Here is a 23,119-nt window from a genome sequence, read left to right as displayed (position 1 = left end):
GGACCGCGGAGCCGACGCGGACCGCGTCCGGCCCGTACGTGCCGACCCGGACGACCGGGGGCTGCGAGGATGGCACCGATGTCTCCGCTCCCCTCCCCCGGCTCGCGGGGTTTCTCCCGGCGCACCCTGCTGGCCGCCTCGGCGGCCGGACTGGCGCTGGCCGCGGCCGCCTGCACCTCGTCCCCGCCGGACGAGCGCGAGCGGGTGACCGGCGAGCAGGCCGACCAGCTGCTGGGGCAGGTGGGCGTGCAGGAGACGCTCGTGGCCGCCTACACCGCGGCCGGGGCCGCCGATCCGGCGCTGGCCGGAGAGGTGGCGGAGCTGGCCGCTCAGGCCACCGAGCAGCTCGAGCGGCTGAGGGACGCAGCACCCGGCGCGACGCCGAGCTCGTCCTCACCCGGCACCCCGCCCTCGCCGGCCGAGGCACGCTCCTGGCTGCGCGAGCAGGTGGCCGCCGCGGCCACCTCGCACGCGGCGGCCGCACTCACCCAGTCCGGCGCACGGGCGGCGCTGCTCGGCTCGATCTCCGCGGGCCTGCGCGGACAGGACGGACTGCTGGCATGACGGGAACCCGCAATGGCTGATGACGGTGCCGGCGAGGGCGCCCAGGACCTGACCGCGGAGAACGCCGCCCTCGAGCAGGCCCTGGCCGCGGAGTACGCCGCGATCTGGGGATACGGCGTCGTCGGTGCGGCGCTGACCCCCGGTGCCCGGGGGACGGCGACCACGGCCGAGGCTGCGCATCGCGACGTCCGGGACGCCGTGACCGCGCTGCTCTCCCAGCGGTCGGTGGAGCCCGCGGGGGCGAAGGGCGGCTACGCGCTGCCCTTCCCGGTGCTCTCCCCGACGGACGCCGCGGCGCTGGGCGTGGTCCTGGAGGACGGCGCTGCCGCCGCCTGGGTGCGGGTGCTCGACCAGGCGGCCGAGCGGAGCACGCGGGAGCTGGCGCTGGAGGCGCTCACCGGCGCCGAGGTGCGGGCGGTGGGCTGGCGCGCCGCGGCAGGCCAGACCCCCGTCACCCGAGCGCTCCCGGGTCTGTGACACCGCCGTCCTCCGGACGGCACCGCGGCCAGCCACGGTGCCAGGCGAAGGCTCCGCCCATCGGTCGACGCGTCGGGGAGCCCTCCGGGCCCCCACTCAGCGTCGACGCCGCTCAGCCGACCCCGGCCAGGAAGGCGTCGGCGACGGCCACGGCGGCGCTGCCGGACTGACCGCCCTCGACGAGGACGGCGAAGGCGATGGGCCCCGACGCGCCTTCGGTCCGGTAGCCCGCGAACCAGCCGTGCGAGTCGGGCGGGGTGTTGGTCCCGTACTCGGCGGTGCCCGTCTTGCCGGACACCTCGCCCCGTGCAGCCAACGCCGCGGCGGTACCGGTGAGGACCACCTGCCGCATCATCGGCCGCAGTGCCTCGAGCACCTCCTGCCCGGGGCCCTCCGGAGCCGGTCCGGCCGGCTCCGCGCCCACCACCTCGACGGGAGCAGCCGGCGTGCCGCTGGCGATCCCGGCGACCACGAGCGCCAGCTGGGCCGGGCTCATGAGCACCTGACCCTGGCCGATCATGTTCGCCGCCTTCGTCGTCCCGGTGCTGTCCGCGGGCACGCTGCCGGAGAAGATGTCGACGGGCAGCTGCCAATCGGTGCCCACCCCGTACGCGGCCGCCGCCTCGGCCAGGGCAGCGTCGGGCAGCTCCAGCCCCTGCTCGATGAACGTCGTGTTGCACGACTCCGCGAAGGCCTCGGTGAACGGCACCGTGCCCAGGTCGAACTGGTCCTGGTTCTCGAACTCGCGGCCCTCGACGACCGTCGTCGCGGGGCAGGGGACGGGAGTCGCCGGGGTCAGGGAGCCGGCCGAGAGCAGCGCGGTGGCGGTGACCGCCTTCATGCTCGAGCCGGGCGGGAAGCGCCCCGTCAGCGCGTTGGCGGCGTCGGCCACCTCGTTGGAGGAGACGGCCAGGAGCTCGCCGGTGCCGGGACGCACCACGACGAGGTGGGTAGGCCGGGCCTCCCCGGCGACGGCGGCGTCCGCGGCGTTCTGGAGGGCCGGGACCAGGGGTGTCTGCACCGGAGAGCCCGGCTCCGGCTCGACGGCGGCGATCTCGCGGCCCTCGTCGTCGATGCTCTCGTCGAGCGCGGCGACCCGGACCGTGAACCCGGGGGTGCCGGTCAGCTGGTCCTGGAAGGCCCGCTGCAGGCCGGAGGTGCCGAGCTGGTCGCCGGCGGCGTAGCGGGGCTCGTCGTCCTCGGTCGACTCCTCGAGGATCTCCGCCGTCGCCGCCCCGACCCGGCCGAGCAGCGCCTCGGCGAAGCCGGCCGAGGGCGCGAGCAGCCGCGTGTCGGTCGGGAAGACGGCGCCCGGGAGGTCGAAGACCTGGGCGCGGATCGCCTCGAATGCCGGCCGGCGCAGCGTGATGACCGGGACGAACTGCCCGGCCGGAGCGGCCTGGACGTCGGCGGTGATCTCCTCCGCGGCGATGCCGGTGGCGTCCGACAGCGCCGCGGCCAGTGCCGGCAGGTCGGTCACCTGCCCCGGGTCGACGCCGACGTTGACCACCTCGGTCGGGGTGAACAGCGGAGCGCCCGAGGCGTCGGTGATCGGCGCCCGCTCCGGCAGGCTGCGGTCCAGCTCCAGGTGCTGGCCCTCACCGAGCCCCGGGTGCACGAGAGCCGGCTCGGCGACGACCTCCCACCCGTCGTCGCCCTCGGTGAGCCGCAGGGAGGCCTCGTAGCTCCAGTCGGGGGCGGCGGTGAGATCCCAGGTGGCCGTCCAGTCCGCGGTGGCCGCGCCGTCCTCGACGGTGACCTCGCCGAGCTCGGTGGACAGCTGCGCGTCGGGCAGGTCGGCCGCGGTCTGCTCCAGCAGCGCGGTGGCCGCCTCCGGGTCCGTGGTGGCCGCAGCGGCCGCGGCGGCGTCCCCGCCGGCCCAGTCGTCGAGGAACGACTGCGCCGTCCGCCGCACCTCGTCCTCGCCACCGCCGGAGCAGCCGCCCAGGACGGGGACCGCGAGGAGGAGGGACGTCAGCAGGACCGGACCGGATCGGGCGCGCACCGGGTCAGCTTGGCAGAGGTAGCGGACGGTTCTAGAACAGCACGCTCGAGAACTCCCCCACCTCGCGGAAACCGACCCTGCGGTAGGCGGCGCGGGCAGGAGCGTTGAAGTCGTTGACGTACAGGCTGACCACCGGGGCGAGCGTCGACCGCGCGTACTCGACGACGGCGGCGGTGCCCGCGGCGCCGATGCCGGTGCCGCGGCGCTCGGGGGCCACCCAGACGCCCTGCACCTGGCAGGCCGCCCGGCTCACCGCCCCGATCTCGGCCTTGAAGACGACCTGCCCGTCCTCGATCCAGGCCAGGGACCGCCCGGCCCGCACCAGCTCGGCCAGCCGGGCTCGGTAGCCGGCCCCGCCGTCGGTGCGCAGCGGGCTGACGCCGATCTCCTCGGTGAACATGGCGACCGCAGCGGGCAGCAGGGTGTCCAGCTCCTCGGGGCGCACCGGACGGACGCGCGCCTCCGGGGCGATCGCCGGCGGGCCGTCGATGGCCATCAGCGGCTGGCGGGCGCGATGGTCGCGGGCCGGCCCCCAGGCGGGCGCCAGCAGGTCCCACAGCGGCGCCACGGAGGCGGACGGGCCGACGATGGTGCTGCAGCGGCGCCCGGCGCGGCGGGCGCGCTCGGCGAAGGCGGCCGCGGCGGCGCGCTCCGCGCCGGGGACGGCGAAGGGGATCAGGTTCGCCCCGGCGAGGCAGACGGCCTCCAGCGACCGGCCCGAGCCGAAACCCCACAGCGGGGCCCCGACCGCCACCGGTGCCGTGCCGGTGAGCTCGACCCGGCCGGCCAGCACGCAGCCGGCGACGGGGTCGAGGGCCAGGAGCCGGTGGACGGCGGGCTCGTCGGCCTCGTCGAGGACGCGAGCGGTGGGCGATCGGAGCACGGGAAGAGGGCGGGTGCGAGCGGGTCAGCTGACGGAGACGACCGGCGGCCCGGACGGCACGCCCGCGTCTGTCTGCTCGGCGGCGATGCGCAGCGCCTCCTCGATCAGGGTCTCGACGATCTTCGACTCGGGCACGGTCTTCACGACCTCGCCCTTGACGAAGATCTGGCCCTTGCCGTTGCCCGACGCCACGCCGAGATCGGCCTCGCGGGCCTCGCCGGGGCCGTTGACGACGCAGCCCATGACCGCGACGCGCAGCGGCACCTCCATGCCCTCCAGGCCGGCGGTCACCTCGTTCGCGAGCGTGTAGACGTCGACCTGGGCGCGGCCGCACGAGGGGCAGCTGACGATCTCCAGCCCGCGCTGCTTGAGGTTCAGCGACTCCAGGATCTGGTTGCCGACCTTCACCTCCTCGGCCGGCGGGGCCGACAGGGAGACGCGGATGGTGTCGCCGATGCCCTGGCTGAGCAGCGCACCGAAGGCGACGGCGGACTTGATCGTGCCCTGGAAGGCGGGGCCGGCCTCGGTCACGCCGAGGTGCAGCGGGTAGTCGCACTGCGCGGCGAGCAGCTCGTAGGCGCGGACCATCACGACGGGGTCGTTGTGCTTGACCGAGATCTTGATGTCGCGGAAGTCGTGCTCCTCGAACAGCGAGCACTCCCACAGCGCCGACTCGACCAGCGCCTCCGGCGTGGCCTTGCCGTACTTGGCGAGCAGCCGCTTGTCGAGGGAGCCGGCGTTGACGCCGATGCGGATCGGCGTCCCCGCATCCTTGGCGGCGCGGGCGATCTCGCCCACCTTGTCGTCGAACTTCTTGATGTTGCCGGGGTTCACGCGCACGGCCGCGCAGCCGGCGTCGATGGCCGCGAACACGTATCGCGGCTGGAAGTGGATGTCGGCGATGACCGGGATCTGCGACTTCTTCGCGATCGTCGCCAGCGCCTCGGCGTCGTCGGTGTCGGGCACGGCCACCCGCACGATCTGGCACCCGGAGGCGGTCAGCTCGGCGATCTGCTGCAGCGTCGCGTTGATGTCGGCGGTCTTGGTCGTGCACATCGACTGCACGCTGACCGGGAAGTCGCTGCCGACGCCGACGCCGCCCACGTCGAGCTGGCGGGTCTTGCGCCGCGGAGCGAGGACGGGCGGGGGGGCAGCGGGCATGCCGAGACCGACGGGGATCGCCATGCACCCAGTATCCCCCGCGGGACGCTCGATGCTGGTGGCGCGCTTGTGACATGAGCGGCCGCCGGCCTCCCGCGCCCTGGTGGTTCGCCGTCGATGACCGCCTCGGGGCACCTACCGTCCGGCCCATGACCCTGGATCCCACCGGCGCGGACGTGGCGACGACCGCCGTCGTCGTCGTCCTGCTCTTCGCCGTCATGTACGCCGTCGCGGGCAGCCCCTGGGGCGCCTGATCGGCGTCCGGCCCGAGTACCCGTTCCTGTTCAACCCCACGGGCATCCGGGCGATCAGCGTCGTGGTCGCCTACCCGGCGCTGCTGGTCGCCGTGTGGGGGCTGACGTACGGGCTGGTCGCACCGCACGTGCAGACCACGGCCCTGCCGTCGCAGGCCGGGTTCGCCGCCGCGGGAGGTGTCCTGGTGCTCACCGCTGCCCGGTTCGCCCGGTTCGTCACCTTCCTGATCGGAGGCCGGACCGCCGTCGAGGGCGAGCTCTCGCCCGACGAGATCATCCCGGCCGACCCGGTGGGCGACGACGTCGACCTGGCGCACGCGCTGGACGCCGCCCGGCGCGGCGAATGGCAGCAGCCGGCCGCCCTGCTCGGCGCGACGGGAGACGCCGACGTCCGCTACGAGCGGCTCTGGGTCCTCGCCCAGGAGTCGGTCCACGACTCGCAGTGGGTCGAGGAGTGGTTCGCCGCGCGCCCGGACGATGCGACGGTGCACGCCGTGCGGGCGGAGCTGGCGGTGCAGCGGGCGTGGGCCGCCCGCGGCGCCGCGTACGCCGACCAGACCGGCGAGCAGCAGCTCCGGGCCTTCGCCACGGGGCTGGACCAGGCCGAGCGGCTGGCGAACCGGGCGATCGAGCTGTCGCCGGCGGATCCGGCCCCCTGGGCGACGCTCGTGCAGATGGCCCGCGGCCAGCAGGTTCCGCAGGAGGAGTTCGAGCGGCGGACGCAGGAGCTCTTCGAGCGCAGCCCGCACCACGTGCAGGGCTCCCTGGCGGTCCTGCAGACCCTCTGCGAGAAGTGGATGGGGTCGACCGACGCGATGTTCGGGGTGGCACGCGAGCTGGCCGCGGAGGCGCCGGACGGCTCCGCCGTGTGCCTGCTGCCGGCCATGGCCCACGTCGAGCACCACCTGCACCTCGAGAGCGGTCGCGGCGGCCCGGCCGCCGCGGCCCGGCACATGACCTCCGGTGCGACGCGCACGGAGCTGCGCGAGTGCGTGATGCGCTGGATGCGCGGGCCGGAGGGCACGCCGATGCCCGGGGCGCGCGTGTTCGGCCACAACATCGCCGCGTACGCGTTCTGGCTGGCCGACGACCCCGACGGCGCCCGGCCGCACCTGGAGGCGATCGGCCGCAGCCTCAACGAGTTCCCGTGGGAGTACTCCGGAGAGCCGGGCGAGGTCCTCGGCGTCGCGCGCCGCTGGGCCGGACTGCCCGTCGTCGCCCCGCCGGCCGCCGCCCTCCCGCGGTCCTGATGCCTCAGGGGTAGGAGGCGGCCTCGGCGACCAGGGCGTCGAGGACGACCTGCACCGACCGGCGGGCGGCACGGTCGGGGCGCATGAGCGCCTCGATCACCCGGCCCGCCCGCAGGTCGGCCAGCGGCACGAGGGCCAGCCGGCCCTCGGCCCGGTCCAGGGTCGTGTGGCGCGGCAGCAGCGCGATGCCGTGCCCGCGGGCGACCAGCTTCTCGGTCAGGGGCAGGTGCGTCGTCCGGCGCACGACCCGCACCGGTGACCGCGCGTGGGCCGCGACGGCGGTCAGCACCCGGTCGATGGGGAACTCGGCCGGCGGCACGATCCAGTCCTGGTCGATCACGTCGGCCGGGGTGACGCGGTCCCGCCCGGCGAGCGGGTGGTCCAGCGGCAGCGCGACGTCGAGCGGCTCGCGGAGCAGCAGGCGGACCTCGATGCCGTCGCGCGGCGGTGGGACGACGTCGTCGGAGCGGTGGGCGACGACGACGTCGTACTCGGCGGTCAGGCCCGCGAAGTCGTCCTGCAGCACGTCCTCGTCGAAGGTCTCCAGGACGACGTCGGGGTGCTCGGCCAGGCGGTCGAGGAGACCGGGGACGAGCAGCTCGCCGGCCGAGTGGAAGGTGGCCAGCCGGACGGTTCCGCCGACCCCGCCCCGGTAGCGCTGCCAGTCGGACTCCGCGGTGGCCAGGGCGGTGGAGACCGTCGCCGCGATGCCGGCCAGCGCCCGGCCCGCGTCGGTCAGCCGCACCCCCCGGCCGGCCCGCTCGACCAGCACGACGCCGAGCCGCCGCTGCAGCACCTTGAGCTGCTGGGAGACCGCCGATGGCGACAGCGTCGTGGCGCGGGCCACCGCGGTCACCGAACCGTGCTCGGCCAGTTCGCGGAGCACGGCGAGGTGGGCGACGTCCACCCGTTCCCAGAGGTCCTGCGACCCGTCGACCATGAAGCAACGCTACAAGGTCGGTTCTCCGGATTGCGCTTGTTCTTCAACCCGCCCGGCCCGACGCTCGACGTCGTGCCCCTCCGCGACCGACTGCTCGCCTGCCTCGTCGCCGTCTGCTGGGGCGTCAACTTCCCCGCCACGGCGCTCGCCCTCGAGCACTTCCCGCCGCTGTTCATGGTCGCCCTGCGGTTCGCCCTCGTGGCCCTGCCCGCGTTGCTCTTCGTGCCCCGGCCGCCGGTGCCGTTGCGCTGGCTCATCGGCGTCGGCCTGGGCATCGGGATCCTGCAGTTCGCGTTCCTCTACCTCGGCATGGTCGCCGGGATGCCCAGCGGCCTGGCCTCGCTGGTGCTCCAGGCCTCGGCGCCGTTCACCGTCCTGCTCGCCGGCGTCTGGCTGCACGAGTCGCTGTCGGCCCGGCAGCTCGCCGGCGTCGCCATGGCCGTCGCGGGGCTGGCCGTCATCGCCGTCCACCGGTCCCTGACCGCGGCGTGGCTGCCCCTCGTGCTGACCCTGTGCGGGGCGCTGGGGTGGGCGATCGGCAACGTCTGCAGCCGGCAGGCGAAGGCGCCCAACGGTCTGCACCTGACGCTGTGGACGGCCGCCGTGCCGCCGCTGCCGATGCTGGCGCTGGCCCTGCTGGTCGAGGGGCCCGGGCGGATCGGCCGGTCGCTCGCCGACGCGACCACCGCCGAGGCGCTGCCGTCGGTCCTGGGACTGCTCTACGTCGTCGTCGTCGCCACGCTCGTCGGGTACGGGCTCTGGAACTCGCTGCTGTCCCGGCACCCGTCGAACGTGGTGGCGCCCTTCTCGATGCTCGTGCCCGTGGTCGGCGTGCTCGCGTCGTGGCTGGCCTTCGGGGAGGTGCTGGACCCCGTGGAGCTGACCGCGGGGGCCGTCGTGGTCCTCGGCGTGCTGATCGGCTCGCGACCGGCTCGGCCGGGGTCCCGGCCCGCTCAGCCGGCGATGGAGATCGGGTTGACGATGTCGGCGATGAACAGCAGGGCCGACAGCACCAGGAAGAGCCCGGCGACGACGTAGGCCACGGGCATCAGCCGGGCGATGTCGAAGGGACCCGGGTCCGGCCGCCCACGCAGGCGAGCGACGGTGGCGCGGGCCTTCTCGTACAGCGCGCCGGCGACGTGGCCGCCGTCGAGCGGGTAGATCGGCACCAGGTTGAACAGGAACAGCACCAGGTTCATCCCCGCCAGCAATTGGAAGAACAGGCTGATCTTCTCCGTGCCGGTGAACTGCTCGAGGGAGAACACCTCACCGGAGATGCGGCCGACTCCCACCACGCCGATCGGGCCCAGGGGGTCGCGCTCCTCGCCGAGGAAGGCCGCCCGGAACAGCGCCGGCACCCGCTCGGGGATCTCGACCAGCCGGTCGACCGCCCGGGCGGTGTAGTCGCCGATGAAGCCGGGCACGGCGGTGACCGGCTGCTGCTCGTAGGTCCGCGCCGCCTGCACCCCGACGTAGCCGACGGTCTCGGTCCCATCGGCCTCGCCGTCGCCGTCGTCGTCGACGTAGACGGTGTTGGCGATCGGGGTGACCGTCAGGTCGAGTTCCCGGACGGCGCCGTCCTCCTCCCGCTCGACGGTGAGGACGAGCGGCGAGCCGATGCTCTCCCGGATGGCGTCCTGGACCTGCTCCCAGCCGGACACCTCGTCGTCCCGGCCGGTGTCCGGGGTCGTGGACACCGGCCGGCCGTCGATCGCGACGATGGTGTCGCCGGCCTCGATCCCGGCCGCGGCGGCCGGTGAGGGGGGCGCGTCGTCGGGGCATTCCCGGACCGCGGCGGTGGCCGGCAGCACGCACTCCGGGATGGCGCTGATGGTGGTCGTCGTCGCCGGGATGCCGAAGGCGGTGAGCACGATCGTGAAGAACAGCACCGCCAGGACCAGGTTGTGGAACGGGCCGGCGAACATGACGATGATCCGCTGCCACCACGGCTTCTTGTAGAAGACCCGGTCGCCGTCGCTGGGCAGGACGTCGTTGAGCGCCTGGCCGCGCACCTCGGCGATGAAGCTGCGCATGCGGGTGGCGCGCTTGCTCTCGTTCTCCTCCGCCGGCGGGATCATCCCGACGATGCGGATGTAGCCGCCGAGCGGGATGCCCTTGATGCCGAACTCGGTCTCGCCGAAGCGGCGGGAGAAGACCGTCGGGCCGAAGCCGACGAAGAACTGCGGCACGCGCATGCCGAACTTCCGCGCCCAGAAGAAGTGCCCGAACTCGTGGAACCCGATGCTGAACATCAGGCCCAGGGCGAAGGCGACGATCCCGAGGACCGTCAGCAGGATCCCGCTCAGCTCAAGCCTCCGGCGATGAGTCCCCGGGCGTGCTCCCGGGCCCACTTCTCCGCGGCCAGGACGTCCTCGACGCGCGTGGGGACGCCGAGGTCCGGCGCCTCGTCGAGGGTACGCGCGACGAGCTGGACGATCCCTGGGAACGAGAGCCGACCCGCCGTGAACGCGGCGACCGCCTCCTCGTTCGAGGCGTTGTAGACGGCCGGCGCCACACCGCCGGCCTCTCCGGCCGCCCGGGCCAGCCGGATCGCGGGGAAGGCCTGCTCGTCGAGGGGGAAGAACTCCCAGGTGCTGGCGGCGGTCCAGTCCAGCGCCGGCTGGACGTCGGGGAGCCGGTCGGGCCAGGCGAGGCCGAGCGCGATGGGCAGCCGCATGTCCGGCGGGCTGGCCTGGGCGATCGTCGCGCCGTCGGCGAAGGTCACCATCGAGTGCACGATCGACTGCGGATGCACCACGACGTCGATGTCGGCGTAGGGGACGCCGAAGAGCAGGTGGGCCTCGATGAGCTCGAGCCCCTTGTTGACCAGCGTCGCGGAGTTGATCGTGATCACCGGGCCCATGTCCCAGGTGGGGTGCGCCATCGCCTGCTCCACGGTGACCTGCTCGAGCTCCGCGGCCGAGCGCCCCCGGAACGGTCCCCCGCTGGCGGTCAGCACCAGCCGGGCCACCTCGCTCCGCTGCCCCGCCCGCAGGCACTGCGCCAGCGCTGAGTGCTCGGAGTCGACGGGCACGAGCTGGCCGGGGCCGGCGGCGGCGAGGACGAGGTCACCCCCGGCGATCAGCGACTCCTTGTTGGCCAGCGCCACGGTGCGGCCGGCCCGCAGCGCCGACAGCGTGGGACCCAGGCCGATCGAGCCGGTGATCCCGTTGAGCACGACGTCGGCCGGGCGGGCAGCCAGCTCCTCGGCGGCGCGCGGCCCGGCGAGGATCTCCGGCAGGGCGTACTCGCCGCGCGACCAGCCGCGCTTCGAGGCGGCGGCGTAGAAGGCCAGCTGCAGGTCCTGCGCGGCGGTCGCCTTCGCGACGGCGACGGTGCGCACGCCCAGGCTCAGCGCCTGCTCGGCCAGCAGGGCGACGTCGCCTCCGCCCGCGGCCAGCCCGGTGACCCGCAGCCTGTCCGGGTTCTGCCGCGCGACCGCGATGGCCTGCCGGCCGACCGAACCGGTGGAGCCGAGAACGGTCACCTCGCGCTGCGTCGTCACGGCTGCATCCTCCCCGACCCCGGCGGCACGCCGGGACGGGGTGACCTCGCCGGGTGTCCGGGCCGGCGGGCTGACAGAATGCGGGACGAGACCGTGCGAGCCAGCACGTCGTACCGCAGGGCCGCCGGACGCGGCCGACGAGCGCTAGCGAGGACGAATCGTGAGCGAGGCACTCCACCGCAGCCGGGTCGCGCAGGACAACCCCGCCACCGAGCGGGTGAACCAGCCCGGACGCGAAGAAGGCGTGGTCCGCGCCGGTGAGCACCCGGTGCAGCACGAGGAGCCGGCCGACTGGGGCTGGCACGGCGAGACCGGCCGGTGGGGCCGTCGCGCCGCCTGGGTCACGGTGTTCATCGTGCTGGCCTACATCTGGGGCAACCACGAGGGCCGCGTCGAGGACCTGTGGGTCCTCGGCACCGCCCTGCTGCTGGCCGGCATCCTGGTGTGGGACATCTTCCGTCGGAAGAACGCCTGGCGCAGCCGCTGACGCGCTGAGGCATCCTGGAGGCCGGTTCCCGTCGGGGACCGGCCTCCGTGCATCCGGCCTCAGGTGACGCTGACGCCGATCGCCGCGCCGACGAGGTAGGTGAGGCCGGCGGCCGCCGCGCCGAACAGCAGCTGGCGTCCCCCGCCGTACCACCAGGGCCGCGGGGTGAACCAGGACGACAGCGCCCCGGCGACGAGCAGGCCGATCCCGCCGGCCACCAGCGCCGGCCACAGCACCGTGACGCCGGCCAGGAACGGCAGCAGCGGGATCAGCGCGCCGACGCCGAAGGTCACGAAGGACGACACGGCCGCCACCACGGGCGAGGGCCGGTCCTCCGGATCGAGGCCGAGCTCGGCCACCACGTGCAGCCGCAGCGCCGCCTCCGGGTCGCGGGACAGCTGGACGGCGACCGTGCGGGCCAGCCGGTCGTCGACGCCCCGGTCCCGCAGCATGCCGACCAGCTCGTCCAGCTCGCCGGCGGGGTTGCCGGCCAGCTCCCGGCGCTCCTTGTCGACCTCGAGCTCCAGCTGCTCGTTCTGCGTCTTCACCGACGTGTACTCGCCCAGGGCCATGGAGATCGCGCCGGCGACCAGGCTGGCCACGCCGGCGAGCACGATCGCGCGCGGAGCCGCACCGCCGCCACCGACACCGGCGACCAGGGCGGTGTTGGTGACCAGCCCGTCCATGGCCCCGAAGACGGCGGCGCGCAACCAGCCGCCGGACACGTCGGTGTGCTCGTGGTCGATCCCGGTGGTCTCGACCGGCCCGGGCACGGGGGCGGGCCCGCCGCCCGCGGTGCTCACCCGTCGGCCTCGGCACCCAGCTCGACCGGCGGCTCCACCGACGGGGTGGGCACGGCGACGCTCGGGACGCCGAGGTCCACGGAGTCGGCCGCGGCGAGCTGACCGCACGCGCCGTCGATGTCCTGACCGCGGGTGTCGCGCACCGTCGTCGCCACGCCCGCGGCACGGAGCCGGGCGACGAACTCGCGCTGGGCCGGCAGCGGGCTGGCGTCCCACTTGCTCCCCGGCGTGGGGTTGAGCGGGATCAGGTTGACGTGGGCCAGCTTTCCGGCCAGGAGCCGGCCGAGGAGGTCGGCCCGGAAAGGCTGGTCGTTCACGTCGCGGATGAGGGCGTACTCGATGGAGTAGCGGCGGCCGGTCTTCCGCGCGTAGGCGTCGGCGGCGTCGATGACCTCGCCGACCTTCCAGCGGGTGTTGATCGGCACCAGGGTGTCGCGCAGCTCGTCGTCGGGGGCGTGCAGGCTGACCGCGAGGGTGACGTTGCGGCCCTCCTCGGTCAGCCGCCGGATCGCCGGCACCAGGCCCACGGTGGAGACGGTGACCGAGCGCTGGGACAGGCCGAGCCCGTGCGGGGCGGTCGCGAGCAGCGCGTCGAGGGTCTTGCGCACCCGGGGGTAGTTCGCCAGCGGCTCACCCATCCCCATGAAGACCACGTTGGACAGCCGCCCGGGGCCGCCGTCGAGCTCGCCGTTCGCCATGGCCGCGGCGGCCGCGACCGCCTGGCCGATGATCTCGCCGGCGGAGAGGTTGCGGGTGAGCCCCTGCTGGCCGGTGGCGCAGAACGGGCAGGCCATGCCGCAGCCGGCCTGGCTGGAGATGCAGACGGTGGCGCGCTCGGGGTAGCGCATCAGCACGCTCTCCACGAGGGCGCCGTCGTGCAGCCGCCACAGCGTCTTGCGCGTGCGCCCGTCGTCGGCGGTCTGGTGCCGGACGACGGTGAGCAGACCCGGGAGCAGCGCCTCGGTGAGTGCCTCGCGGGCGTCGGCGGGCAGATCGGTCATCTGCTCGGGATCGGTGACGCCGCGGTAGTAGTGCCGGGCCAGCTGGTCGGCGCGGAAGGCCGGCTGACCCAGCTCGGCGACCGCCGCCCGTGCCTCCTCGCGGGTGAGATCGGCGAGGTGGCGCGGCGGCTTGCCGCGGCGGGGGGCGTCGAAGACGAGGGGCAGGGCAGTCATGGCTCACCCATCGTCCCACTCCCCCGTGCCCGCGACCCGATCCGGAGACCGAACTCACCCCGCCGGCCGATCCCTGGCAGGGTCTGGTCCATGAGCCGGCTCGCGGACGTCGACCTGACCGCCACCCTGGACAAGAAGGAGGGGAAGAAGGAGCTGGCCCGCGTCCAGCACCGCCTCACCCATCTCCGGCTGCTCCTCGGCGGGCAGATCGGGGACGGGACCCTCGGCCCCCCGCTGCTGGTGCTGTTCGAGGGCTGGGACGCCTCCGGCAAGGGCGGCGCGATCAAGCGACTGGTCCACCCCCTCGACCCCCGGCACTCGCGGGTGGCGCAGTTCGCCGCGCCCACCCCCGACGAGAAGCGGCACCACTTCCTGTGGCGGTTCTGGCCGGTGCTGCCCGGCTGGGGCGGGATGACCGTGCTCGACCGCTCCTGGTACGGCCGGGTGCTGGTCGAACGGGTGGAGGGCTTCGCCGAGGAGGCGGAGTGGCGACGGGCGTACCAGGAGATCGTCGACCTGGAGACCACGCTGGCCGCCGAGGGGGCGATCGTCGTCAAGTTCTGGATGCACCTGTCCGCCGAGGAGCAGCTGCGGCGCTTCGAGGCCCGGCAGGCCGACCCGCACAAGGCCTGGAAGCTCACCGAGGAGGACTGGCGCAACCGCGACAAGCGAGCGGCCTACGAAGCCGCCGTCGAGGAGATGCTCGAGCGCACCGACATCCCCGTCGCGCCGTGGCACGTCATCGCCGGCGAGGACAAGCGGTGGGCCCGGGTCGCCGTCGTGCGCACCGTCTGCGACGCGGTGGAGGCCGCGCTCCGCGCCCGCGGCATCGACCCCGACCCTCAGCGGGCGTGAGCTAGCGGCCCGGTCCGGGGACGGCGTGCTGGCGGACCCAGGTGTGCATCGCGATGCCGGCGGCCACGCCCACGTTGATCGACCGGGTCGAGCCGAACTGGGCGATCGACACCGTCAGATCGGCACCGGTCCGCGCCTCCGCGCTGAGGCCGGGGCCCTCCTGCCCGAAGAGGAGCACGCAGCGCCGGGGCAGCCGGGCGGTCTCGATCGGCACGGCGCCCGGTGAGTTGTCGACGGCGACCACGGCCAGCCCGTCGGCCGCCGCGAAGGCGAGCAGCGCGCCGACGTCCGGGTGGTGGCGCAGGTGCTGGTACCGGTCGGTGACCATGGCACCCCTGCGGTTCCAGCGGCGCCGTCCCACGATGTGCACCTCCGCGGCCAGGAAGGCGTTGGCGGTGCGCACCACCGTGCCGATGTTCAGGTCGTGGCCGAAGTTCTCGATCGCGACCGAGAAGCCGTGCCGCCGCCGGTCCAGGTCGGCGACGATCGCCTCGACGGTCCAGTAGCGGTACGCGTCCACGACGTTGCGGCGGTCGCCGGAGGCCAGGAGCTCCGTGTCGTAGCGCGGGTCCTCGGGCCAGGCGCCCTCCCACGGGCCGACGCCGACCGTCGTCCCCCAGTCGGTGGGTCCGGCCGGCTCCTCGTCGCTCACTCGCGGGATGCTCCCAGCCCGTCTGGGAGCCACTCCAGCCACCCACCGTGCGGCGCCGACCGGGCCAGCGGTCGCCCGTCGAGGGAGACGACGAGTTCCGGGCGCCGCGGGTCCCCCTGCAGCGCCTCGGTTCCCGGGACCAGCCCGGGCGCCTCCTGCGCCAGCCAGCGGACCGGGAGCTCGTCCATCCGGGCCACGAACGCGGCACGCGCCGCATCCGGTAGGTACGGCAGCACGGCGGTGTGCAGCACGACGACGGTGCATCCCTCCGGTGCCAGCTCCAGGGCGTCGGGGAGCCGGTCCAGGAGGTCGCCGGTCAGCATCGTCGCGGGCTCGGTCCGCGCGACCTCGGCCGCGGCGTCGATCCGGCGGGGCCGCTCCTCGGCGGCCGGGCCGGGCCAGACGAGCGCGCGCAACCAGGCGCGGACGTCGGGATCGGCCGGGTCGAGCGGGTTCAGATCGACGCCGATGCGGGCCACCACGGCCGGCACCTCCCCTGGCACGGGCACTCCGCCCGATGTGGAGACCGACAGGTGCACCGGGCTGTCCGGTCCCACGGGCACTCCGTCATACTCGTAGGAGTACCGGTCGGCGTAGAGGCACAACCCGGCCGAGGCGCCGACCTCGACGAGCGCCAGCGGGCCGTCCAGCAGCGCGAGCACCGGCAGCAGCGCCCCGCAACGGGCCGGCTCGTTGGTCTGGGTCGCGCGGGCGAGCATCGTCTCGCGCAGCCGGTCTCCGTCCGTCGCGACGACCCGGCGCAGCTCCGCGCCGTCGGCGGGTGCGCCGTGCAGGAGCTGGAGGGAGGCGAACAGCAGGTTGGGCTGCTCCTTGCCCGGGGGCAGGGCGGCCAGGAAGGACAGGACGTCGTCCGAGTCCGCGACCTCCCCTGCCAGCCGCGCGTACAGCGGCGAGGTGGGTGCGGCCTCGGCCACGAACCCGCGGTACCGGCGAGCGATCCGGGCGTTCTCCTGGTCTGCCACCGGGGCAGGATCGCAGGGTGGCTGCCGACGTCTACGTGCACCTGATCGAGCCGGCCGCCTGGCGGGCCGCGCTGACCGACGGCGCGGTGCGGCCGCCGTCGCTCGAGGCGGTCGGCTTCGTGCACCTCTCGACGCCGGACCAGGTGCACCTGCCCGCGCGGGCCCTCTTCCCCGGCCGGCGCGACCTGGTGCTCCTGGTCGTGGATCCCGTGCGCCTGCCCGACCCGGTCCGGCTCGAGCCCGGCCGGCCCGAGGACCCCGCCGGCATGCTCTTCCCCCACCTCTACGGCCCGCTGCCGGCGAGCTCGGTCGTCGCCGTCGTCCCCTACCGGCCGCCGGTGCCCCCGGTCCTCCCCTCCCCCGACGACGCGCTCGCCCGGGCGGTGGCCCACTACACGTCGGTGCCGGTCCGCCGGGCCGTCGGCGTCGGCGACGTCCCCGGCGGCGTGGCGGTGCTCGACCCCGACGTGCCCGCGTCGCGCGACAACAACCGGCTGCTGCTCACCGCGCCCGTCGACGCGGCGGCCGTGGCCGCGGCCGCCGAGGAGGTCGGCGGCAACGCCGGCTGGCCGCACCGTGCGGTGCTGCTGGCCTGGCCGGAGGCCGGCCCGGTCGCGGCGGACCTGGCGCGGCAGGGCTGGGAGGCCGAGGAGCTCGTGCTCATGGCCCGCTCCCCCGCCGCCCCGCCGACGGCGGCGACCGGCCGGGTCGAGGTGGTCGCGCAGACCGAGGTGCACCAGCTCTGGGAACGCTCCTGGCGGCGTGACCTGGCCGGGATCGACCGCCTGGACGCCGCGGTGGCGCAACTGATCGCGCGCGAACGGCTCAACGACCGCGTGGTCGCGGTGACCGACCTGGTGGTCCGGGAGGCCGGCCAGGTGGTCGCCGCCGCGCAGCTCCGCGTGGACGGCGCCACCGCCGCGGTGGACTCGGTGATGACCGAGCCCGGGCACCGCGGACTCGGTCACGGCGACGCCCTGGTGGCCCGGGCGCTGGAGCTGGCCGCCGCGGCCGGCTGCGACCTCGTGGTGCTCGAGGCGGATGCCGGCGACTGGCCGCGGCACTGGTACGCCCGGCGCGGGTTCGCCGAGGTCGGCCGCACCTGGTCGGTCAGCCGTCCCGCGTAGGCCTCGGCGGGCTCAGACCGGCGCGAACAGCGAGAGCAGCAGGTAGGCCACCGCGGCCGACGGCAGCAGCGAGTCCAGGCGGTCCATGAGGCCACCGTGGCCGGGGAGCAGGTTGCCCATGTCCTTGATGCCGAGGCTCCGCTTGATCATCGACTCGCCGAGGTCGCCGATCGTGGCCGACAGGGCGATCGCGACCCCGAACAGGGCGCCGCCCCACCAGGGCTCGTGGAAGGTGAGGGTGAACAGCGCGACGCCGACGGCCACGCAGGCCAGCACCGAGCCGGCCATGCCCTCCCACGACTTCTTCGGGCTGATGGAGGGAGCCATCGGGTGCCGGCCGAAGAGCACGCCGGCGACGTAACCGCCGACGTCGCTGCAGACCACCGTGGCGATGAAGGCGAGCACCCGGGCCACGCCGTCGTCGGGCACGGCCAGCAGGACGGCGAACCCGGCCAGCAGGGGGACGTACAGCGCGACGAGGACGCCGGCCGCCGCGTCGCGCAGGTATCCGGCCGGGCCGTCCCCGAGCCGCCAGAGCAGGACCGCCAGGACCGTGGCCAGGAACCCGGTGACCAGACCGGTGGGGCCGCGGCTCCAGGCCAGCACCAGCATCGCCACCGCGCCCACCAGCAGGGGGATCAGGGGCGCGCGGAACCGTCCGGCGCGCAGGGCGCGGGTGAGCTCGACGACGCCCACCAGGATGGCCACGACCACCAGCCCGACGAAGGCCTCGCGCCAGACCACCAGCGAGCCGATGATGAGGGCGACCAGGCCGACGCCCACGCCGATCGCGGCCCTCAGGTTGCGGCCCGCCCGGCCGTGGCCCGTCACCGGCTTCTCGGTCTCCGGGAGCTCGCCGGGGGGCACGTCCGCCGCCTCCTCCGGGCCGGTCGGCACCACCGCGGGGGCCTCCACCGTCTCGTCGGGGACGCTCACCGGCGGCCGGGCCGGCAGCGGCGGCAACGGCGGGACCGCCCGCGAGCGGGAGACCGGCCCGGTGTCGCCGGGCGACCTCCCGGCCGCGGGGCCGGGGCCGCTGGGCGGGACGGGCGACGAGCCCGGGCGCAGGGAGCCCGGGCGATCGGCGGAGGGAGACGTCATGGGCTCGGAGCCGTCGTCGGAGGTCAGACCTCGAGCAGCTCGGTCTCCTTGTTCTTCATGGCCTCGTCGACGTGCGCCACGTGCTGCTCGGTGAGGTGGTCGAGCTCCTTCTCGGCACGACGGACGTCGTCCTCGCCGGCCTCGCCGTCCTTGGCGATGCGGTCGAGCTCGTCCTTGGCGCGACGGCGGATGTTGCGGATCGCCACCTTGGCGTCCTCGCCCTTGGCCCGCGCCTGCTTGACCAGGTCGCGGCGGCGCTCCTCGGTCAGCTGGGGGAAGACCACCCGCAGGATCTGGCCGTCGTTGGTCGGGTTGACGCCGAGGTCGCTGTCGCGGATCGCCTTCTCGATGGGCGCCAGCTGACTCATGTCGTAGGGCTTGATGACCGCCATCCGCGCCTCGGGCACGGTGATGGAGGCCATCTGCGGCACCGGGGTGTAGGCGCCGTAGTAGTCGACCATGATCTTGCTGAACATGGAGGGCGCGGCCCGGCCGGTGCGGACGGACCCGAGGTCCTCGCGGGCGACCGACAGAGCCTTGTCCATCCGCTCCTCGGCATCGAGCAGGGTGTCGTCGATCACGGGTTGTCCCTCCTGCGGCGGCCGGAGCGCGGCCACCGTCGTCCTCGTCTGTGCGCTGACCGGTGTGCCGGCGTCAGGCCGGCTGGCTGATCAGCGTGCCGATCCTCTCACCTGCGGTCGCCCGGGCGATGTTGCCGTCGCGCAGCAGGTTGAACACCACGATGGGCATCCGGTTCTCCATGGACAAGCTGATGGCCGTGGCATCCGCGACCTTGAGCTCGTCGGCCAGGACGGTGGCGTAGTCCAGGTCGCGGTAGAGGGTGGCGTCCGGGTTGTGCCGCGGGTCGTCGTCGTAGACCCCGTCGACGCCGTTCTTGGCCATCAGCAGCACCTGGCAGCCGATCTCCATCGCGCGCTGGGCGGCGACGGTGTCGGTCGAGAAGTACGGCATGCCCGCGCCGGCGCCGAAGATGACCAGCCGGCCCTTCTCCAGGTGCCGCACCGCCTTGCGCGGGATGTAGGGCTCGGCGACCTGGCCCATGGTGATCGCCGTCTGCACCCGGGTCTCCAGCCCCACCTGCTCGCAGAACGCCTGCAGGGCCAGCGCGTTCATGACCGTGCCCAGCATGCCCATGTAGTCGGCGTGCCGGCGGTCCATGCCGGCCTGGGCCAGCTCGGCGCCGCGGAAGAAGTTGCCGCCTCCGACGACGACGGCGACCTGGGTGCCGCCGGCCACGACGTCGGCGAGCTGCTGGGCGATGCTGTGGACGATGCCGGAGTCGATGCCGACCTTCCCGCCGCCGAACGCCTCGCCCGACAGCTTGAGCAGCACCCGCTTGTAGCCGCCGCCGTCGGCGGGCTGGAACGCGGTCGGCGCGGACAGCGGTGCGGTCGTCTCGGTCAACGCGTCATCCCTCGTTCGACATCAGTTGGTTGATCCTGCCGCACAGACGTTCGGCCCCGCTCCTGGAGAGGAGCGGGGCCGAACGACGGTGCACGTGGGTCAGGCCTGGCCGACCTCGAAGCGCGCGAAGCGCTCCACGGTCATGCCGGCCTCGTCGACGATCTGCTTCACCGTGCGCTTGGGCTCGGTGATCGACGGCTGCTCGAGCAGGACGAAGTCCTTGTAGTAGGCGTTGACCCGACCCTCGACGATCTTGGTGATCGCCTGCTCGGGCTTGCCCTCCTCCTTGGCCGTCTGCTCGGCGACGCGACGCTCGGTCTCGACCGCCTCGGCCGGGACCTCCTCGCGGGTGAGGTAGCGCGGGCGCGCGGCGGCGATGTGCATCGCCAGGCTGCGGGCCGCGTCCTCGCTGCCACCGCTGTACTGCACGGCGACACCGATGGCCGGGGGCAGGTCGGTGGCCCGCTTGTGCAGGTAGGTGGCGACTGCGCCCTCGAAGATGGCGAAGCGGCTCAGCACCAGCTTCTCGCCGATGCGGGCGGACTCGCCCTCGACGAGCGCGGCGACGGTCTGGCCGTCGACGTCGGAGGCCAGCAGGGCCTCGGCGTCGGCGGCCTTCTTCTCCAGGCCGATCTCGAGCAGGCGGTCGGCGAGGGCGATGAAGTCGGCGTTCTTGGCGACGAAGTCGGTCTCGCAGTCGAGCTCGAGCAGCGCGCCGTCCTTGCTGACGACGATGCCGTTGGTCGTGGAGCGCTCGAGGCGCTTGCCGACGTCCTTGGCGCCCTTGACGCGCAGGAGCTCGACGGCCTTCTCGTAGTCGCCGTCGGCCTCGGTCAGAGCCTTCTTGCAGTCCATCATGCCGGCGCCGGTGGCGTCGCGCAGACGCTTGACGTCGGCTGCGGTGAACTCGGCCATGTCACTTCCTCTGTGGTCTGTGGGTGGTGCTGTGGGAGCGGACAGGCGGCGGCGCCGCCCCTCTGCCGGTGTCAGCAGGGGGACGGCGCCGGACCGTCAGACGGCGTTGGGCTCCTTGCCACCGGTGGTGGCGGGGACGTCCTCGACCGGGGCGACCTCGTTCGCGGTGACCGTGGGCGGCTCGGCCGGGGTCTCCGGCAGCGGGGTGGCGGTGGCGTCGTCGGCCGGGGCGGCCGCGGCGTCACCACCGGTCAGCAGCTCGCGCTCCCAGTCGGCCAGCGGCTGGTCGCCACCGATGACCGGCTCGGCGCCGTCCTCGCGGCCGGCGTTGGCCTGCGCGGCCGAGCGGGCCATGAGGCCCTCGGCGACGGCGTCGGCCACGACGCGGGTCAGCACGGCGATGCTGCGGATCGCGTCGTCGTTGCCCGGGATCTTGTAGTCGACCTCGTCGGGGTCGCAGTTGGTGTCCAGGATCGCGACGACCGGGATGTTCAGCTTGCGCGCCTCGCCGACGGCGATGTGCTCCTTCTTGGTGTCCACGATCCAGATGGCGCTGGGCACCTTCTTCATGTCGCGGATACCGCCGAGGGAGCGGTCCAGCTTCGCCTTCTCGCGGCTGAGGACCAGCTGCTCCTTCTTGGACAGGCTGACCAGGACGCCGGTCTGCTCCATGTCCTCGATCTCCTTGAGGCGCTCGAGGCGCTTGAAGACCGTCTGGAAGTTGGTGAGCATGCCGCCGAGCCAGCGCTGGTTGACGTAGGGCATGCCCACGCGCGTGGCCTGCTCGGCGACGACCTCCTGCGCCTGGCGCTTGGTGCCGACGAACAGGATCGAGCCGCCGTGGGCGACCGTCTGCTTGACGAACTCGTAGGCGTTGTCGATGTACCCCAGCGTCTGCTGGAGGTCGATGATGTAGATGCCGTTGCGCTCGGTGAAGATGAAGCGCTTCATCTTCGGGTTCCAGCGACGGGTCTGGTGCCCGAAGTGGACGCCGCTGTCGAGCAGCTGCTTCATGCTGACGACTGCCATTGCAGCCCCTCTGCTCTGCGCGCGCGGCCGAGGGCCGCGCGAGTTCCGGTTGTCGCGGGCACCGGGTGGTGCTCGCCCTGGCGTCCTGCGTCACCACTCCCCCGGCCGTTGCGGGCCGGGACCGAGGAGGCGAGCGCCCCGCCGTTTCGGCGGGATGAGGACACGCGAAGTCGACCCGTCGGACGGGTCGCACCGGACAGCATACGCGACCGCGGAGGCGCTCCTCCCGGGCTGCCCGGGCCGTCCACAGGCGCTCCGGAGGCGGCCCCCCGCAGGACCTCGGGCGGCCAGCCTGGGCGCATGCGATCCGCCCTGGCCGCCGTGTTCGCCACGCTCGTCGTCGCGGTCCTGGCGCCCGCCCCCTCGACGGCGGATCCGGGGGGCTCCCCGGCGCCGACCACCCCGTCGGCGGCGGCCGCCGGCTGGATCGTGCCGCTGCCCGGGCCCCTGACCGTGACCCGGCCCTTCGATCCCCCGGCGCATGCCTACGGTCCCGGTCACCGGGGCGCCGACCTGGCGGGGCCGCCCGGGAGCCCGGTCCTGGCCGCCGGCGACGGCGTCGTGGTGTTCGCCGGCATGGTGGCGGGCCGGCCGGTGGTCAGCATCGACCACGCCGGCGGCCTGCGGACGACGTACGAGCCCGTCGACCCCGCCGTCGGCGCCGGACAGCGGGTGGCGCGGGGCTCCCCCATCGGTGCGCTGCTGCCGGGGCACGTCGGCTGTCCGGCCGGTGCGTGCCTGCACTGGGGGCTGCGCCGCGGGGAGAGCTACCTGGACCCGCTCCGGCTCCTGGCGGTGCGGGTCCGGCTGCTGCCGCTGCGCGACTCGTGAGAGCGGCCTGCGGCTATCGGCCACCGCAGAGCCGGAGGACCTTGTCCAGCCGGCGGTCGGCGACGTCGCGCAGCGGGGGCACGAGCAGCGTGGGGATCCCCGACTCCACGGCCGCACCGTCGGGGCGTGACCGGTCGCCGACCATGAGCGCGTCGGGCGGGGCCACCTGGAGCGCGTCGAGCGTCCGGCTGAACATCAGGGGATCGGGCTTCTGCACGCCCTGCTCGAAGGACAGCGTGAAGACGTCGACCAGACCACCGAGGCCGGCCGCGGCGAAGGCGGGCCGCAGGTCGACGTGGATGTCGCTGACCACCGCGATGAGGACGCCTCGCCCGCGCAGGGCCTGGAACGTCTCCTCCACGTCGACGGCGAAGCGGTTGCGGCCGGGGTCCGACTCGACCGCGTAGAGCGCCTCTGCCAGCTCCGCGTCGAGTCCCGCGTCGGCGAAGACCTCGAGGTAGGTGCGCCGGTGCAGCGCCGCGTCGCTGTCCACGCCGGGACCGTCCAGCCGGTCCTCGGCACCGTTCGCCTCGGCGATGGCCGTGAGGATGCCGTCGACGGCGCCCGGCGAGCAGTCACGGCCGAGCACGGGCAGCGCCTGCTCGACCCACTCGCGCTCGCTCAGCGTGGTGACCAGGGTTCCGCGCCAGTCGAAGAGCACGGCCTTCGTCACGGAGCGCCGGATCCAGTCGCGAAC

Annotated in this window: 24 protein-coding genes; 8 read left to right on the top strand and 16 right to left on the bottom strand. The window is 74.3% G+C overall.

The window, feature by feature from the left end:
• Nucleotides 1–78: 78 nt before the first annotated feature.
• Both ACI793_RS11365 and ACI793_RS11360 read left to right on the top strand, forming a co-directional pair.
• Nucleotides 79–564 carry a hypothetical protein gene (locus ACI793_RS11365; RefSeq protein ID WP_456606479.1) on the top strand — a complete coding sequence of 162 codons (486 nt, stop codon included), beginning with the start codon at nt 79–81 and terminating at the stop codon, nt 562–564.
• A gap of 12 nt (nt 565–576) precedes the next feature.
• On the top strand, nt 577–1,041 hold the full coding sequence (locus ACI793_RS11360) for a ferritin-like domain-containing protein (RefSeq protein WP_456606478.1): 465 nt from the start codon (nt 577–579) through the stop codon (nt 1,039–1,041).
• A gap of 112 nt (nt 1,042–1,153) precedes the next feature.
• On the opposite strand, the gene ACI793_RS11355 is transcribed toward ACI793_RS11360, so the two are convergent.
• From ACI793_RS11355 to ispG, 3 genes are read right to left on the bottom strand one after another with little or no spacing between them, the layout of a single operon-like run.
• Complete coding sequence (locus tag ACI793_RS11355) at nt 1,154–3,046, bottom strand: penicillin-binding transpeptidase domain-containing protein (RefSeq protein WP_456606477.1); 1,893 nt, start codon at nt 3,044–3,046, stop codon at nt 1,154–1,156.
• A 31-nt stretch (nt 3,047–3,077) separates the two neighbouring features.
• On the bottom strand, nt 3,078–3,929 hold the full coding sequence (locus tag ACI793_RS11350) for a GNAT family N-acetyltransferase (RefSeq protein ID WP_456606476.1): 852 nt from the start codon (nt 3,927–3,929) through the stop codon (nt 3,078–3,080).
• A gap of 24 nt (nt 3,930–3,953) precedes the next feature.
• Nucleotides 3,954–5,114, bottom strand: coding sequence for a flavodoxin-dependent (E)-4-hydroxy-3-methylbut-2-enyl-diphosphate synthase (gene ispG / locus ACI793_RS11345; protein WP_396137054.1), 1,161 nt, complete (start codon nt 5,112–5,114; stop codon nt 3,954–3,956).
• A 292-nt stretch (nt 5,115–5,406) separates the two neighbouring features.
• Here ispG and ACI793_RS11340 point away from each other — a divergent pair, with 292 nt between their 5' ends.
• Nucleotides 5,407–6,594 (top strand): hypothetical protein, encoded by a 1,188-nt coding sequence (locus ACI793_RS11340; RefSeq protein WP_456606475.1) that lies wholly within the window; start codon nt 5,407–5,409, stop codon nt 6,592–6,594.
• A 4-nt stretch (nt 6,595–6,598) separates the two neighbouring features.
• Here ACI793_RS11340 and ACI793_RS11335 read toward each other — a convergent pair whose 3' ends face one another.
• Entirely contained in the window at nt 6,599–7,534 is a 936-nt protein-coding gene (locus ACI793_RS11335; protein ID WP_456606474.1) for a LysR family transcriptional regulator, read from the bottom strand.
• A 30-nt stretch (nt 7,535–7,564) separates the two neighbouring features.
• Between ACI793_RS11335 and ACI793_RS11330 the strand changes: the two genes are divergently transcribed.
• Nucleotides 7,565–8,572 carry an EamA family transporter gene (locus tag ACI793_RS11330; RefSeq protein WP_456606473.1) on the top strand — a complete coding sequence of 336 codons (1,008 nt, stop codon included), beginning with the start codon at nt 7,565–7,567 and terminating at the stop codon, nt 8,570–8,572.
• On the opposite strand, the gene ACI793_RS11325 is transcribed toward ACI793_RS11330, so the two are convergent.
• On the bottom strand, nt 8,488–9,885 hold the full coding sequence (locus ACI793_RS11325; RefSeq protein ID WP_456606472.1) for a M50 family metallopeptidase: 1,398 nt from the start codon (nt 9,883–9,885) through the stop codon (nt 8,488–8,490). The two genes, ACI793_RS11330 and ACI793_RS11325, sit on opposite strands and share 85 nt — an antisense overlap.
• Nucleotides 9,837–11,039, bottom strand: a complete 1,203-nt coding sequence (dxr, locus tag ACI793_RS11320) for a 1-deoxy-D-xylulose-5-phosphate reductoisomerase (protein WP_456606471.1) — start codon at nt 11,037–11,039, stop codon at nt 9,837–9,839. Before dxr ends, ACI793_RS11325 begins: the two co-directional genes overlap by 49 nt.
• Nucleotides 11,040–11,199: 160 nt before the next feature.
• Here dxr and ACI793_RS11315 point away from each other — a divergent pair, with 160 nt between their 5' ends.
• A complete protein-coding gene (locus tag ACI793_RS11315; RefSeq protein WP_456606470.1) occupies nt 11,200–11,526 on the top strand; it encodes a DUF2631 domain-containing protein in 327 nt (108 codons plus the stop codon).
• Nucleotides 11,527–11,585: 59 nt separating this feature from the next.
• On the opposite strand, the gene ACI793_RS11310 is transcribed toward ACI793_RS11315, so the two are convergent.
• Together ACI793_RS11310 and rlmN are read right to left on the bottom strand one after the other, a co-directional pair.
• On the bottom strand, nt 11,586–12,329 hold the full coding sequence (locus tag ACI793_RS11310) for a VIT1/CCC1 transporter family protein (protein ID WP_456606469.1): 744 nt from the start codon (nt 12,327–12,329) through the stop codon (nt 11,586–11,588).
• Nucleotides 12,326–13,504 carry a 23S rRNA (adenine(2503)-C(2))-methyltransferase RlmN gene (gene rlmN / locus ACI793_RS11305; protein ID WP_456606468.1) on the bottom strand — a complete coding sequence of 393 codons (1,179 nt, stop codon included), beginning with the start codon at nt 13,502–13,504 and terminating at the stop codon, nt 12,326–12,328. Before rlmN ends, ACI793_RS11310 begins: the two co-directional genes overlap by 4 nt.
• Nucleotides 13,505–13,594: 90 nt before the next feature.
• On the opposite strand from rlmN, the gene ACI793_RS11300 reads away from it, so the two are divergent.
• Nucleotides 13,595–14,359, top strand: a complete 765-nt coding sequence (locus ACI793_RS11300) for a polyphosphate kinase 2 family protein (RefSeq protein WP_456606467.1) — start codon at nt 13,595–13,597, stop codon at nt 14,357–14,359.
• 1 nt (nt 14,360) lies between these two features.
• Here ACI793_RS11300 and ACI793_RS11295 read toward each other — a convergent pair whose 3' ends face one another.
• Nucleotides 14,361–15,011 carry a TrmH family RNA methyltransferase gene (locus tag ACI793_RS11295; protein WP_456606466.1) on the bottom strand — a complete coding sequence of 217 codons (651 nt, stop codon included), beginning with the start codon at nt 15,009–15,011 and terminating at the stop codon, nt 14,361–14,363.
• Nucleotides 15,008–15,994: a DUF2332 domain-containing protein gene (locus ACI793_RS11290; protein WP_456606465.1), complete on the bottom strand. Its 987-nt coding sequence runs from the start codon at nt 15,992–15,994 to the stop codon at nt 15,008–15,010. The genes ACI793_RS11295 and ACI793_RS11290 overlap by 4 nt, the downstream gene beginning before the upstream one ends.
• A 17-nt stretch (nt 15,995–16,011) precedes the next feature.
• Here ACI793_RS11290 and ACI793_RS11285 point away from each other — a divergent pair, with 17 nt between their 5' ends.
• Nucleotides 16,012–17,121, top strand: coding sequence for a GNAT family N-acetyltransferase (locus ACI793_RS11285; protein WP_456606464.1), 1,110 nt, complete (start codon nt 16,012–16,014; stop codon nt 17,119–17,121).
• A 12-nt stretch (nt 17,122–17,133) separates the two neighbouring features.
• Here ACI793_RS11285 and ACI793_RS11280 read toward each other — a convergent pair whose 3' ends face one another.
• The 5 genes from ACI793_RS11280 to rpsB form a co-directional block, all read right to left on the bottom strand.
• Nucleotides 17,134–18,084, bottom strand: coding sequence for a phosphatidate cytidylyltransferase (locus tag ACI793_RS11280; protein WP_456606463.1), 951 nt, complete (start codon nt 18,082–18,084; stop codon nt 17,134–17,136).
• A gap of 161 nt (nt 18,085–18,245) precedes the next feature.
• Entirely contained in the window at nt 18,246–18,803 is a 558-nt protein-coding gene (gene frr / locus ACI793_RS11275; RefSeq protein WP_456606462.1) for a ribosome recycling factor, read from the bottom strand.
• A gap of 73 nt (nt 18,804–18,876) precedes the next feature.
• Nucleotides 18,877–19,647: a UMP kinase gene (pyrH, locus tag ACI793_RS11270; protein WP_449495090.1), complete on the bottom strand. Its 771-nt coding sequence runs from the start codon at nt 19,645–19,647 to the stop codon at nt 18,877–18,879.
• Between the two features lie 99 nt (nt 19,648–19,746).
• Entirely contained in the window at nt 19,747–20,562 is an 816-nt protein-coding gene (gene tsf / locus ACI793_RS11265; protein ID WP_456606461.1) for a translation elongation factor Ts, read from the bottom strand.
• 96 nt (nt 20,563–20,658) lie between these two features.
• A complete protein-coding gene (gene rpsB / locus ACI793_RS11260) occupies nt 20,659–21,591 on the bottom strand; it encodes a 30S ribosomal protein S2 (protein ID WP_456606460.1) in 933 nt (310 codons plus the stop codon).
• A gap of 300 nt (nt 21,592–21,891) precedes the next feature.
• On the opposite strand from rpsB, the gene ACI793_RS11255 reads away from it, so the two are divergent.
• Nucleotides 21,892–22,422: a M23 family metallopeptidase gene (locus tag ACI793_RS11255; protein ID WP_456606459.1), complete on the top strand. Its 531-nt coding sequence runs from the start codon at nt 21,892–21,894 to the stop codon at nt 22,420–22,422.
• A 13-nt stretch (nt 22,423–22,435) separates the two neighbouring features.
• Here the strand turns inward: ACI793_RS11255 and ACI793_RS11250 are convergent, their stop codons facing one another.
• Nucleotides 22,436–23,095: an HAD family hydrolase gene (locus ACI793_RS11250; protein ID WP_456606458.1), complete on the bottom strand. Its 660-nt coding sequence runs from the start codon at nt 23,093–23,095 to the stop codon at nt 22,436–22,438.
• Between the last annotated feature and the right edge of the window lie 24 nt (nt 23,096–23,119).

The organism is Blastococcus sp. SYSU DS0617, from assembly GCF_054051075.1.
This window is presented reverse-complemented; position numbering and strand designations above follow the sequence as displayed.